At 47.7% G+C, this 12,872-nt stretch carries 12 protein-coding genes; 8 read left to right on the top strand and 4 right to left on the bottom strand.

Translation table 11 applies throughout. The features are described 5' to 3' along the window. Nucleotides 1-12: 12 nt before the first annotated feature. Nucleotides 13-822: a GAF domain-containing protein gene (locus QUB06_RS22030; protein ID WP_333437073.1), complete on the top strand. Its 810-nt coding sequence runs from the start codon at nt 13-15 to the stop codon at nt 820-822. Nucleotides 823-1,129: 307 nt separating this feature from the next. Here QUB06_RS22030 and QUB06_RS22025 read toward each other — a convergent pair whose 3' ends face one another. Next, entirely contained in the window at nt 1,130-2,668 is a 1,539-nt protein-coding gene (locus QUB06_RS22025) for a PAS domain S-box protein (protein ID WP_333437072.1), read from the bottom strand. A 320-nt stretch (nt 2,669-2,988) separates the two neighbouring features. Here QUB06_RS22025 and QUB06_RS22020 point away from each other — a divergent pair, with 320 nt between their 5' ends. The 7 genes from QUB06_RS22020 to QUB06_RS21990 all read left to right on the top strand — a co-directional run bounded on the left by QUB06_RS22020 (nt 2,989) and on the right by QUB06_RS21990 (nt 11,362). Further along, nucleotides 2,989-3,639: a DUF3386 domain-containing protein gene (locus QUB06_RS22020; RefSeq protein ID WP_333280585.1), complete on the top strand. Its 651-nt coding sequence runs from the start codon at nt 2,989-2,991 to the stop codon at nt 3,637-3,639. Between the two features lie 279 nt (nt 3,640-3,918). Further along, nucleotides 3,919-4,155 carry a NifU family protein gene (locus QUB06_RS22015; protein WP_006632519.1) on the top strand — a complete coding sequence of 79 codons (237 nt, stop codon included), beginning with the start codon at nt 3,919-3,921 and terminating at the stop codon, nt 4,153-4,155. A gap of 178 nt (nt 4,156-4,333) precedes the next feature. Continuing rightward, nucleotides 4,334-6,580, top strand: coding sequence for a glycoside hydrolase (locus QUB06_RS22010; RefSeq protein ID WP_333437071.1), 2,247 nt, complete (start codon nt 4,334-4,336; stop codon nt 6,578-6,580). Nucleotides 6,581-7,031: 451 nt separating this feature from the next. Beyond that, nucleotides 7,032-9,599, top strand: a complete 2,568-nt coding sequence (locus tag QUB06_RS22005) for a PAS domain S-box protein (protein WP_333437070.1) — start codon at nt 7,032-7,034, stop codon at nt 9,597-9,599. 358 nt (nt 9,600-9,957) lie between these two features. Further along, nucleotides 9,958-10,350, top strand: coding sequence for a response regulator (locus tag QUB06_RS22000; RefSeq protein WP_190655560.1), 393 nt, complete (start codon nt 9,958-9,960; stop codon nt 10,348-10,350). 471 nt (nt 10,351-10,821) lie between these two features. Next, a complete protein-coding gene (locus QUB06_RS21995) occupies nt 10,822-11,040 on the top strand; it encodes a hypothetical protein (protein ID WP_333313180.1) in 219 nt (72 codons plus the stop codon). 109 nt (nt 11,041-11,149) lie between these two features. After that, nucleotides 11,150-11,362, top strand: coding sequence for a hypothetical protein (locus QUB06_RS21990; protein WP_333437069.1), 213 nt, complete (start codon nt 11,150-11,152; stop codon nt 11,360-11,362). A 197-nt stretch (nt 11,363-11,559) separates the two neighbouring features. Here QUB06_RS21990 and QUB06_RS21985 read toward each other — a convergent pair whose 3' ends face one another. The 3 genes from QUB06_RS21985 to QUB06_RS21975 form a co-directional block, all read right to left on the bottom strand. Then, nucleotides 11,560-11,703 carry a chlorophyll a/b-binding protein gene (locus QUB06_RS21985; protein WP_006632525.1) on the bottom strand — a complete coding sequence of 48 codons (144 nt, stop codon included), beginning with the start codon at nt 11,701-11,703 and terminating at the stop codon, nt 11,560-11,562. Between the two features lie 372 nt (nt 11,704-12,075). Continuing rightward, entirely contained in the window at nt 12,076-12,330 is a 255-nt protein-coding gene (locus tag QUB06_RS21980; RefSeq protein WP_015176458.1) for a hypothetical protein, read from the bottom strand. Between the two features lie 73 nt (nt 12,331-12,403). Then, entirely contained in the window at nt 12,404-12,763 is a 360-nt protein-coding gene (locus tag QUB06_RS21975; RefSeq protein ID WP_333172864.1) for a hypothetical protein, read from the bottom strand. Nucleotides 12,764-12,872: the final 109 nt, after the last annotated feature.

The raw sequence follows: 12,872 nt of genomic DNA, 5'->3' as shown, positions 1-12,872 counted from the left end.
AAAAGGGTTGCTATGAATCAGCAAATATCAGCTCAATCGCAAAAACTTTTACTCCAAATTGGCAGAAAGATTCGTCGAACCTTGGATCTCGATAGCATCTGGCAGCAAACAGTTAACAGTCTGGGAGAAACACTAGGCGTCAGCCGCTGCATCATTTGTCCCTATGAAAGTTCTAGCCTGCAAGTCAAAGTAGCTGCTGAATACTGCCAAGAACCATTTTTACCCATGCTGGGAATGGAAATCTCGCTCACAGCAGCACCTCATTTCATTCAAGCTCTAGCCACCCTCGAACCGGTGGTAGTAGAGTCCTTTGCAGCCAATGACCCTTTTGGGCCACAGTCGCTGCTAGTGGTGGCTACCGCTTATCAAGAGCAAGCTAACGGCATAATTAGCTTGCATCAGTGCAAGGGCCGATCGTCGCGGAAGGGTAAGACCGATCGACCTTGGACTCAATCCCAGATCGATTTCGCACAAGAACTTGCCGATCAAGTAGGAAGTGCGATCGCCCTCGCCACCCTCTACCAAGAGCGCAGCAAGCGAGTACAAGGACTATCCCAGCTCAAAAAGCAATTTTTGTTGAAGGCGTCCCACGAGCTCCGCACTCCCCTAAATCACATCATCGGTTATCTACAACTAACCATAGACGATCAAGCTGACGATCCGATAGAGGAGAGAGATTTTATCCAAGAAGCTCACCGTTCGGCTATTCACCTTTCTAAGGTAATTTCTAATATCTTAGATTACATTGAGTTAAGTGAAGCTTGCCAAACTCACGCAGAGTTAGCCACTTTCAGGAACCAGGAAAAATCGGAACCTCAGTAAACCTTCTAGTGGCGTATTTAACAAGTATAATATTTATCGTACCCACAAGTTTTACCCCTGAAAAAGCTGACACTTTATCGATAGATTCCCTCACTAACTTCGGTAGCTAGTTCATCAATTTTTTTTAGGAAATTATAGTTTTACACAGTACAGCCTAGCAACTACCACACGTAGTAGCCCGGTGTATTTATCATATTATGTTCGCTCAAACGACTCCCATCAAAGAGGTTATTTGACCGGAAAGGATATTGCCAGCATAAGATTACACTTTCGCACTTTTAATGCTCTTAACTTGTGCTTGATACAATTACCCACCGCCCTTTTTTTTCGGAGTTTTTGGAGGGCTGACATAGCGCGCCCAAAAAGGTTCCTCCATATCTTTCATCGCTGCTAGTTTTTGGCGCTCTTCCTCTATGCGCTTGCGTTCTGAAAGATTAGAAAATATGTTGATACTGCCGACAGTCTGGCCCCCCGCATCTCGCACGGGTGCGGCAAACAGCCAAACATCGATCGAACTACCGTCTTTTTTCAACAAAGATATTTCCAAACCGTTTTGCGGTTTGCCATTAGACGCAGACTTTAGCAGCGCGTAAAAATCTTGCTTTTGGCCTTCAGGAATATTCGGTAAAGGTTTCCCTAAAACCTCAGCCGCAGTCCAGCCAAAAAGTTGTTCGGCGGCGCGGTTCCAAACAACGGTATTGCCGTCATTGCTGGTACAGTTAATCGCCAGCGGCGCCGATGCTATCTGGGCTTGCAAAACTTGGTTAACGAGTTGCAGTTTCAATTCTACTTGCTTGCGATCGGTAATTTCCTGACAAGCGCCCCACAAACGGACAACCCGTTCAGCAGTTTTGTCCCACACCACTTGCCAGTAGTCCCGCACCCAGCGCACCTCGCCTTTTTGATTAATAATGCGATACTCATTAGCTCCAGTGCGACTGAAAGTACAGCCTTCTAATTGGTTAATTAACATTTCCCTGTCGTCGGGATGAACGAGTTCGGAGTTCCACCAACCAAACGATTCTAATTCTTCAGGAACGATCCCGGTGCAGCGCTCAAAAGCTTCTGTCGCCCACTCGCAGGCGAACTTGCCGTCGGGCAGTCCCTTAAAAGAATAGGCAAAATCCGAAGTAATTTGCGACATAACTCTGTAGTGGAGTTCCGACTCTCGGACTGCGATTTCGGCTTGCTTTCGTTCCCCTATTTCCCGCGAATTAATTATAATCCCCTGCACGCTAGAATCGTAAAGCAAACTGTTACCTATCGACTCCATGTAGATCCAAGAACCGTCAGCGTGGCGTTTCCGATATTCGATTGCCCCCCCAATTCCGGGAGATTCTAACAACTTACCAAAATACGTCTGCCAAGCCAGCAAATCGTCTGGATGGATTAACTCGCCGTGAAATTTCCCAATTCTTTCTTCTGGGTTGTAACCCAAAAGCCGCTGTAGAGCTCCGCTGTGGTATCGAACTCGCCCGTCGGAGCCGACAATGCTAATTAGATCGGGAGAATTACGCAGCATAGCTTGCAGTTTGGCTTCACTTTTAGTTAATGCTTGATTGTCCCTGCGATGCTGGCTGATTTGTTTTTCCAACTGCTCCCGTAGCTGTCTGATTTGCCCTACTTGCTGGGCTACAGTGCGTTCCAAGAGGCGATTACTTTTTTCAATTTCAACCAGCTTTGCCGCGTTATATGTCGCGCTTTCAAACAGGTGGCTTGCTGCTATTTCCTGCAAAGAATTTGATAAATCCTCCAAAATTTTTGTGAAAATTGCCTGTTGCGGGTGTGGCAATTCCCTAGCTTGTTCCTGCAATGTTTCTAAGTGTTTGTAGACAGTTTCTAGCATTTTATTAAGGGGGGAATCTAATAGTTACCTGCGGGTGCAACCCCTAAAAAGCGGACACAAGTTTTTTCAACATAACCCATAACTAAGACTGGTGTCTGGCGATCGACCCATCGCCCTCTCAATAACCAGGCATTTTGGGACTTTATCTTCAAATCATAGCAACCGATAGAGAAAGTAAATTCTTGTTGCGCCCTAATTGCCAGCCCAGCCGCACCCCCAAGAAGTGCTCGCTAGGAGTGCGGGTAACTCCCCTACCCAGTGAATGTGGGGCTTCTCGCGATTAAGCTAAACTAGATGGGTGTCAAGAGAAAGAGGGATTTATGACAGAGCAAGCCAACGCTCGCGATTTGTTTCGCGCTGCTTACGAACACCGCTATACCTGGGACGCCAATTTTCCCGGTTACAGTGCCGATATTGAACTCAAACAGGGCGACGAAGTATATACGGGTCATGTTTGGATCAAACCCGACATGAGCGTGGAAGTCACGGGCATTGAAGACGAGGAAGTGCAGCAAAGCGTCTACACCCAAATGCGCGATATTGTCACCCACCGCAAGCGCTCGACATTTGAAAAATCTCACGGCAAAAATAGCTTCACCCTCGGCGAGAAGGACAGCACAGACGCTGTGGACATCTTGGTGCAAGGCGACTCAATGGGGTCTAACTATAAAATCCGAGGTCTCTCAATTTGTCAAGTCAGCCGGGTGATGGGTCGTATGGCTTTCGTAATTGACACGCACAAAAGCTTAGAGACACCCGAAGGTTCTTTGGCAACCCACTACGATGCTGTTTTCCGCAACCCCCAAACAGACGAAATCATCAAAGAACTCGAATTTGAAGATACCTTTGACAAGATAGGCGACTATTATGTCATGACCAAGCAAGTAGTTCGAGCCAAAGAAAAAGGTCAACTGACAACAACCGAGTTCAACTACTCCAACGTCAAACTGCTAGAACCAGCAGTAGTGTAGCGGCCTCAAAAACCCGATTTCTTAAATAAAACGGGTTTTTTTGGATAACGTATCAGAATCAACTTGATTTGGCGGCAAGTAACGCTACGATCGAACCAGAGAGCGAATTGAAATCGAGCATCAGCGTGACAGAAACCGGGTTTCCTGTAGCCAGCTCACCTGAGCGTGCAAGTCTTTTGTCAAGAAACCCGGTTTCTTAAATCTGGCGCGGTTGAGAATGCTGCCCTTGAGTCAAATCGAACTTTCATCAACTACAAGAAATCATCACAGAGGCGAAATATGACACTAGCACTAACCAGAGATAACGTCGAAACAGTTCTCGATGAAATGCGTCCCTACCTGATATCCGACGGTGGCAACGTCGAACTCGTAGAAATTGACGGCCCAGTGGTACACCTGAGACTGCAAGGAGCTTGTGGCTCTTGCCCGAGTTCCACAATGACTCTGAGAATGGGCATTGAACGTCGCCTGCGCGAGGCCATCCCAGAAATTGCCGAAGTCGAACAGGTAATGTAATTAGTCAGTTGGCAATTGGCAGTTGGCAGTTGACTGTTGACTGTTGACTGTTGACTGTTGACTGTTGACTGTTGCCAATTACCAAATTTAATTGCCAATTACCAATTACCAAATTTAATTACCAATTACCAATTACCAATTACCAAATTCAATTACCAATTACCAATTACTAAATTCAATGTCTCACCCCCTTTATGTAGCCTTCATTTGGCACCAACACCAACCGCTCTACAAATCCAGAGTATCAGCTAGCACAGCAGCAGCCCAGTACCGACTGCCTTGGGTGCGCTTGCACGGAGTCAAAGACTACTTGGATTTAGTGCTCCTTCTGGCAAAATATCCTAAACTGCATCAAACCGTAAACCTGGTTCCCTCCTTGATTTTGCAGATAGAAGACTGCATAGCAGACCGAGCATTAGACCCTTACTTGGCGGTAACTCTGAAGCCAACAGAAACTTTAAACATCGAAGAACAAGAGTTCATTTTAGAACACTTCTTTGACGCCAATTACCACACTCTGATTCAGCCACACCCCCGCTACGCTCAACTCTACACTCAGCGGCAGGAAAAAGGCATTCAGTGGTGTTTGGCAAACTGGAAATTGCAGGATTTTAGCGACTTGCTGGCGTGGCACAATTTAGCTTGGATTGACCCGCTGTTTTGGGACGACCCCGATATTGCAGGGTGGCTGAAACAAGGACAAAATTTTAGTTTGGTAGACAGAAAAAATATCTACTCAAAACAAAAAGAAATCCTCGCTCGCATCATTCCCCAGCACCGTAAAATGCAAGCTGAGGGACAGTTGGAAGTCTCCACAACCCCCTACACGCACCCGATTTTACCGCTGCTTGCCGACACGAATGGCGGCCGCATAGCCATTCCAAACATGACGCTGCCACAACACCGGTTTCAGTGGGAAGAAGATATTCCCCGACACCTGAGAAAATCCTGGGAAATGTATCAAGACCGGTTTGATTGCCAACCGCGCGGTTTGTGGCCGTCGGAACAAGCAGTCAGCCCGGAAATTTTGCCCTACATTGCCAAACAAGGCTTTAAATGGATAGTCTCGGACGAAGCAGTTTTGGGGTGGACAATTAAACACTTTTTCAACCGCGACGCGACAGGGAATGTCTACGAACCAGAATTGTTATATCGCCCTTACCGTTTAGAAACTCCTGACGGCGATTTAGCCATAGTATTTAGAGACCACAGATTATCCGACTTGATCGGGTTTACCTACGGTTCGATGGAACCGGAAAAAGCAGCATCAGATTTAGTGGGACACTTAGAAGCGATCGGCAGAACTCTCAAAAACCGACAGTCCGACGGCCAAACAGCTTTAGAAAATCCCTGGTTAGTGACGATCGCCCTAGACGGCGAAAATTGCTGGGAATTCTATCCCCAAGACGGCAAACCGTTCTTAGAATCCCTCTATCAAACTCTCAGCGATAATCCTGATATCAAATTAGTCACAGTCTCAGAATTTCTCGACAAATTCCCAGCAACCGAAACAATTCCCGCAGCCCAACTGCACACCGGTTCGTGGGTGGACGGTTCCCTCACAACTTGGATCGGCGATCCCGCGAAAAATCGCGCTTGGGACTTGTTAGGGCCCGCCAGACAAATGCTGGCAAACCATCCAGAGGCCACAGAAGAAAGCAACCCTGAAGCTTGGGAAGCGCTTTATGCGGCCGAAGGTTCCGACTGGTTCTGGTGGTTTGGCGAAGGCCACACGTCGAACCAAGATGCCATGTTCGACCAGCTATTTCGGGAACACGTAGCGGGAATTTACGAAGCTCTCGGCGAGCCCGTACCCCCGGAAGTGCGGCGGCAAGTAGAGGTGCACGAGGTTCAAGGCGACCACCTGCCGCTGAGCTTTATTCACCCGGTGATTGACGGTATCGGTAACGAACAGGATTGGGACAAAGCCGGTCGCATTGAAGTTGGGGGAGCAAGGGGTACGATGCACCGGAGTTCGGCAATTCAGCGCCTTTGGTACGGGGTTGACCACTTGAATTTTTACATTCGTGCCGACTTCAAGGTAGGGGTGCGGCCGGGAATTGATTGCCCGCAGCAGTTAAATTTGTTCTGGTTTTATCCCGATCGCACGATGCACAACAGTCTGATTCCGCTGTCGGGTTTGCCTGACGAAGCACCGCTAAACTATCGGTACCACCATCAGTTAGAGATTAATTTGCTGACGAAATCGATTTGGTTTCAGGAAGCAGAAGAGGGCGATCGGTGGCAGCCCCGCATTAGCCGCGCCCAAGTGGGAGTGGATAAATGTTTGGAGGTAGCAGTGCCCTGGGCGGATTTGCAGATTATGCCCGACTGGCAGATGAGGCTGATTGCAGTTTTATCGGAAGGGCAGCGTTACTCTACCTGTATGCCGGAAGATGCTTTTATTCCGATCGGAATGCCGTAAAAAGTCATTAGTCATTAGTCATTAGTCATTAGTCATTAGTCATTAGTCATTAGTCATTAGTCATTAGTCATTAGTCATTAGGCTTTAGGGGCGGGTTTCACCAGCTTTCATAGAACTGCTAACCCAAATAAATATAAACCCGCCCCCGCCAACAGAATTAGTCAACAGTCAACAGTCATTAGTCATTAGTCATTAGTCATTAGTCATTAGTCATTGTTTGAAGGAACAAACAATTAAATAATTATCAAAATTTATTAAATTGGGGCTTCAACTCTGGCTACCTAATGCCTCGATCATTTCGATCGCGTCCGGTCGATCGAGGGCTATAAAATTTGTTTGTAGTGAGGGCTTCATCCCTCCTCAAAAAGAGGACTTAAGTCCTCACTACAAAACATAGAATGGTTAATTTACCGGACATCATATCATTAGTCATGGGGAAATTAACACACTAATGAGCCGCATTTTACTATTGGTCGATCGCCACCAACAACTTAATTTGCCGATCGCCCACCTCAACACGGAGCATGAGGTGATCGTACTCGATCGCGCTTTAGATCCCAACTCCGAATTTCCCTTTCCCCAAATCGCTTTTGACTTGTGCATTCTCGACGAGGCAAATTTCGATCGCATCGGGCCGCTGGTAGAATCATTAAAAGCTGCCGCCGAGCCGATATTTTTACCGTTTTTGCTTGTTAGTAAATCCCAAACGTCTGCTCTTTTTGAGCAGCCATTTTCGCAGCAGGCAAAACAACTCGAAGGCAGAATAGACGATTGGATAGTAACTCCCGCCGAACCCGCCCAACTGCACTTGCGGGTAGAGAATTTGTTGGCGCGCAGGCGGCAGTCGCTAGAACTCCACAGACTTCAGGAAATAATTAAAGAACAGACTTTTACAGAAAGTTTGTTAAAGGACTCGCTGCAAACGGCAAACGAAAACCTGCAACGGGAAATCGCCAAGCGGGCCGAGGTAGAAGCTGCAGCGCGAGAAAACTCCTATCTCGACTCGCTGATGAATGCCATGCCAGATATTGTCTGCTTCAAAGATGGCGAGGGCAGGTGGCAGGAGGCAAATCAAGCGATATTGGAAGTGTTCGAGCTAGAAAAAATAGACTACCGCGGCCTCAAAGATTTTCAGCTAGGAGAACTCAGCATTTTTTACCGCGAGGCGCTACAGGCGTGCGAGGTCAGCGATCAAGAAGCGTGGGCAAAAGGTAAGCTTTCTAGGGGGGAAGAAATGATTCCCCGATCGGACGGTACTGTGAAAATCTACGACGTGATTAAAGTACCCGTATTTCACCCCGACGGCAGACGCAAAAGTATCGTGATTTTGGGCCGCGACATCACGGAATACAAGCAAACTAGAGACGAACTCGTGCGCTTGGCGTCGATTGTCGAGTCTTCCGACGACGGCATCGTCGGCAAAACCCTCACCGGGACAATTCAGAGCTGGAACGCAGGAGCAGAGAAGATTTACGGCTACTGTGCGGCGGAAATCAAGGGGCAGTCGATCGAGATTTTAGCCATACCCGAACGCCCCAAGGAAATGCCTCAAATATTGGAAAATATTAGGGCTGGAGCCACCATCGACCATTACGAAACCGTGCACTTGCGGAAAGATGGCCAACAGATAGATGTGTCCCTGACGATTTCTCCGATTAAAGACGCGACTGGAGCGGTAACGGGCGTTTCGACAATCTCTCGCGACATCAGCGACAGCAAGCGAGTGGAAAAAGCCTTTGAACAACTCCGCCACCAAACAGAAATGATTTTGTTCTCCGCAGGAGAAGGAATTTGCGGGTTGAACAAACAGGGAAAAGTAACTTTTGTCAATCCTGCGGCGGTGAGAATGGCTGGGTGCGAATCGAAGCAATTGATCGATCGACCGCTCTATGAAAGCTTACACCGTGCACAGCAAGAATGCTCAAGGGCGATCAAGCAACTGTCACCTGCAACAGACATCAATTCAGGCTCTGAACTTGTCCCACACTGCGCCGCACCGCAGGCGGGCAAACTGCTGCCGAAGCGGGTAAGTTCTCAAATTTTAGCCACCTTGGAAGACGGAGAGGCGCGGCGCGTCACCGATGAGATTTTTTGGCGGCGAGACGGCAGCAGTTTTCCGGTTGAGTACGTTGTCGCTCCGATGCGAGAACAAGGCGAAATTATTGGAGCTGTGGTGACTTTTAAAGATATCACGGAGCAGCTTGCCGTCGAGCGCATGAAAGATGAATTCATCTCTGTTGTCAGCCACGAACTGCGGACGCCCATGACCTCAATTCACGGCGCCCTCGGCCTCCTCAACAGCGGCCTGCTGGACGCTTACCCCCAGAAAGCTAAGCGGATGCTGGAGATTGCTGTCACTAACACTGACCGTTTGGTGCGCTTGGTCAACGACATCCTAGATTTAGAGCGGATGGAGTCGAGTTACAGCACTGCCATCAAACAAACTTGCAATGTGGCTGACCTGATGTTGCAGGCGGCTGACGAGATGCAGGGAATGGCTCAGCAGGCGGGAGTTACTCTGTCGGTGAAGCCTGTGGGGGCGCAATTGCAAGCTGTTCCCGATCGGCTAATTCAAGCCTTGACAAATTTACTCAGTAATGCTATTAAATTTTCTCCCTCCGGCGCTACGGTTTGGCTGAGCGGGGAGTTGACCCACAATCCGGATTTGGCAGAAAAAGCAGCGCCCAAGTCGATGTCGTCTCCGTCTTTGTTGTCTCCTGAGCCTGCAGCCGCGCCTCCGCACTTGCCAGTCCCGAGCTCGTGGTACATCGTGATTGCTGTGACAGACCAAGGGCGGGGTATTCCGTCAGACAAACTGGAGATGGTCTTTGAACGCTTTCAACAAGTTGATGCTTCTGATTCTCGCCAGAAGGGAGGTACTGGTTTGGGGCTGGCTATTTGTCGCAGTATCGTGCAGCAGCACGGGGGACGGATGTGGGTGGAGAGCGTTGTGGGGGAGGGGAGCACTTTTTTCTTAAGTCTGCCACTTCTCAGGGAGGGGCTGGCAAATGAAAGTTAATTTCTACCCAGGTGTACCCAACGTTACTAATTTTGTGCAGATTGTTCGATCGAGTCATCGACAAACAATCTCAGCCTTGTCTGCAGTTTGGGGACTGCGGGCAAAAATCGCGATTTGAGGTGGAAAAGCGGCTTTTTTGGGTGGGATATTTTACAGCAACCGCGCCAGACGGTTAGGATGTTCTTAGTTGAAATCCTGCCGCTCGATTGCAGCTTCGGTCTTCCTTGTTCCTTCTTTCTTCAACATCTGCTATACAGTTTTGAAAATTTACTGTAAAGTCCGATCGGCTAAAATAATTTGCTTTACAAAATATTCACATTTCGCCTCTAATCTGTGATCAGTTCTCATTTCTAAAAAAATGTTAATTTTGACTGCCAAGCGCATCTTGGTTATTGACGATGCGGAAGATATTCGGGAAGTAGCTCAAGTCAGTCTTGAACTGGTGGGGGGCTGGGAAGTCCTGACAGCGAGTTCGGGCCGCGAGGGGGTTGCTAAGGCTCTTGCCGAACAGCCTGATGCTATTCTATTGGACGTGATGATGCCTGACCAAGACGGGCCTACTACTTTTCTACAGTTACAAGCTAATAAGGCTACGCAGCACATTCCGGTAATTTTATTAACGGCTAAGGCTCTGGCTGGGGACAGGCGGATGTTCGCGGATTTGGGGGTGGTGAGCGTGATTGCTAAGCCTTTTGAACCGATGTTTTTGGCGGCTCAGGTCGCTGAAGCTTTGGGCTGGGAGCAAGAATAGATCGATCGCCCCCCTTGAATTGTGCAGCTTTTTAAGCAGTAGTTTTGCAGGCAAAGAGAGTTAAAAAAACTTGGTTTCTGTGGTCTGGTTCCTTAGATAAAATCCGGTCGATCGGACAGGATATATGTAGGGGCTTAGGCGCCGTGCCTTTCGTCCTGTCAGCTTAAGACTAAAAACCGCAGTCCGGCAGGCGTTTAGGCGTTTCAACCCTGCCGATCTTTGAGGTGAAATTGACACAAATAGATGATGCCTAAGTCCCTATTTCTAGTGCGTTCATTTAACCGGATTCGGGCTCAGCCATGAGCTCAGTATTCCTACTGATTTATCGGGCAAATATAAGCTGGCAGGATTATTTTACTTTTTGTAACAACTCACTCGTCTTCATAAGTTCTTCAGGTTTTAGTTTTATGTTTAAGCAGAACGTCAGGGATCGCTCCTGACTGTTGACAGACACATTGGGAGATGACGATTATGCCCTCAGCTTACATTTTGCTACTAATAGTTTCTCTGGCAGCAGTCTGGGTTTACTGGCAAACCTCTCAAGATATTTTTGTTCTTGTGGCTTGGGCAGGGCTGGGTTGTTTTATTTGGGGTTTCTCTTGGGCACCTTGGAGCGTTCAGCTTTTGATTGTGATGTTACTCTTGGGCCTCCAAAAGTGCTACTTGCGCGACGCTCAAAGCTGTGAGTGAAAGAGATTTTTTATTTTGGTGCCTGCTGGAATTGAGATGTGCAGGCAGTCGTGAATCTCTCTAATGATTGGGTTATCGCTCCATATCTTCAAAAAAGGTTTAAAATATCATGAATAGTTGCCCTTGTTGCTCCTCTAAATTGCTCCGCCACGCTCGCCACAATCGCCTTTATTGGTTCTGCTCGCAGTGCTGGCAGGAAATGCCGGATCTGTCGGAGATGATTTCACGTAACAGCGTGGGGAATCACAAACGCGACGGTTTGGTGAAGGTTGCGACTTTTACTCCTAAATTGAGGATTTTTGATTCTGTAGAAATGGCTTAGTTTCCTGGAGTTAGTCTCGCGATAAATATTAAGACTGAAAAGATTTTTGTTTGTGCCCTCTGTGGGATTTTTTGATAAAAAATGCACTCATCCCTTTCCGTGTGAAGTGAAGGGGACTTCTTAGCGGGGGGATGAGTGTACTTGTGATGGGGTCGATCGCCCGACTGAATTTCAGCTATTGTATGCAGTTAAGCTGATTACATCAAACCGATTTGAGAGAGAATGCCTTGACCGGTGAGGAATTCGGTAGCTAGGCCGATAACGAAGCCCAACATTGCCAAGCGGCCGTTCCAGGTTTCAGCGAACTCAGTGAAGCCCAACTTTGCGTCTTTGTTTTCCATGACCAGAAACCTCGTTTAATTTCAACCTTATGTAACCAAACTTAACACAGCAGTACCAAGTTTGCAACATATTTTTACAATTACTGTTCAAATGCCGGAGATAAGCGGGATGGGCCCGCAGGGAGAGGGGCGATCGCATCGGAGGCGAGAAACCCGGTTTCTTCTTGTATTTTTCGTGACTCCTCGCAAAATCTCGTAGAAACCCGGTTTCTGAGGTCAGGGCGCGTGGGTCGAAGGATGTCAGAAAAATAATTTTTAGTTAATATAAAATAGCAAAAATCTAGTGACACTCCGCCTGGGGTGCCCCGGAAGAGCAAACCCTAATTGTTTCGCACACAGCATAATTCCGGGGCACCATGCAATCTGAATCTATTAGATGCGAAGGTATTTCACAAAAATACTCATCACCTCACCACTTTTAGCAGTTGGTAGCAGGGGACTCCAGACACCAACCTCAGCGTACCCGCGCGCGTGGAGTAGGTAAATTGTACTCCTGACAGCTTGGGGAGAACCTATCAGCAGATGTTTGAGGGGTTCTTTCTCAGGATTTGCTGCGTCGGGAGTTAGCAGGGACGCGGGAAGTTGAATGGCGTCGCTGCTGGAATTCGATAAAAAACTCTGTGTCACAGTGATTAAAGGCTTTTGCTAGTTGAGTGCTACATCCAAAAAATACAACACCCAGCCCGCTTGACACCCCAATTCAGTGTAAATATTCCCCTATTTTCTTAGATTTGTTTTTGATTCGTTCTAGTACCTCCTCCAAAAAATCTTCATTTTTGCCAGCAACCTCTATCATCTCTCGCAGCGTGTCAGCGTATGACAAGGTACGCTTGTGGTGGTCAGGCATTTTTTCAAAACTCGGCCCCCACCGCTTGACGGCATCAATATTAACGCCTAAAACCTTTACCAGAAGCAGGTTGCAACGCGCTTTGTAGCCTCTGGCTTTTTCTTCTTCTTGTGTGGCGTGGAACCACCGACGGCAAAAATCCCAAGCTTCCATTGACTCACTCAGCCAGCTAAACCATTTGTCGCGTCGCGACGTTCTGCAAGTTCGCAACATAGGGTAAAAATTACACTGTTTTAGGATTATGGTATCATCCCATTTGGTGTAAAATTTCCCCTAATAGACTATAGCTGAGAATTGATGCGACGATCGTGCAGAATGAAGA

This window comes from Microcoleus sp. D2_18a_D3 (genome assembly GCF_036702455.1).
Classification (GTDB): domain Bacteria; phylum Cyanobacteriota; class Cyanobacteriia; order Cyanobacteriales; family Microcoleaceae; genus Microcoleus.
Note: the sequence above shows the minus strand (reverse complement) of the source record. Positions and strands in the feature narration are given on the sequence as shown.

Bases quoted from the DNA above. Each gene is read 5' to 3' on its own strand.
- QUB06_RS22030 (WP_333437073.1), top strand. From the start codon at position 13: ATGAATCAGCAAATATCAGCTCAATCGCAAAAACTTTTACTCCAAATT.
- QUB06_RS22025 (WP_333437072.1), bottom strand. From the start codon at position 2,668: ATGCTAGAAACTGTCTACAAACACTTAGAAACATTGCAGGAACAAGCT.
- QUB06_RS22020 (WP_333280585.1), top strand. From the start codon at position 2,989: ATGACAGAGCAAGCCAACGCTCGCGATTTGTTTCGCGCTGCTTACGAA.
- QUB06_RS22015 (WP_006632519.1), top strand. From the start codon at position 3,919: ATGACACTAGCACTAACCAGAGATAACGTCGAAACAGTTCTCGATGAA.
- QUB06_RS22010 (WP_333437071.1), top strand. From the start codon at position 4,334: ATGTCTCACCCCCTTTATGTAGCCTTCATTTGGCACCAACACCAACCG.
- QUB06_RS22005 (WP_333437070.1), top strand. From the start codon at position 7,032: ATGAGCCGCATTTTACTATTGGTCGATCGCCACCAACAACTTAATTTG.
- QUB06_RS22000 (WP_190655560.1), top strand. From the start codon at position 9,958: ATGTTAATTTTGACTGCCAAGCGCATCTTGGTTATTGACGATGCGGAA.
- QUB06_RS21995 (WP_333313180.1), top strand. From the start codon at position 10,822: ATGCCCTCAGCTTACATTTTGCTACTAATAGTTTCTCTGGCAGCAGTC.
- QUB06_RS21990 (WP_333437069.1), top strand. From the start codon at position 11,150: ATGAATAGTTGCCCTTGTTGCTCCTCTAAATTGCTCCGCCACGCTCGC.
- QUB06_RS21985 (WP_006632525.1), bottom strand. From the start codon at position 11,703: ATGGAAAACAAAGACGCAAAGTTGGGCTTCACTGAGTTCGCTGAAACC.
- QUB06_RS21975 (WP_333172864.1), bottom strand. From the start codon at position 12,763: ATGTTGCGAACTTGCAGAACGTCGCGACGCGACAAATGGTTTAGCTGG.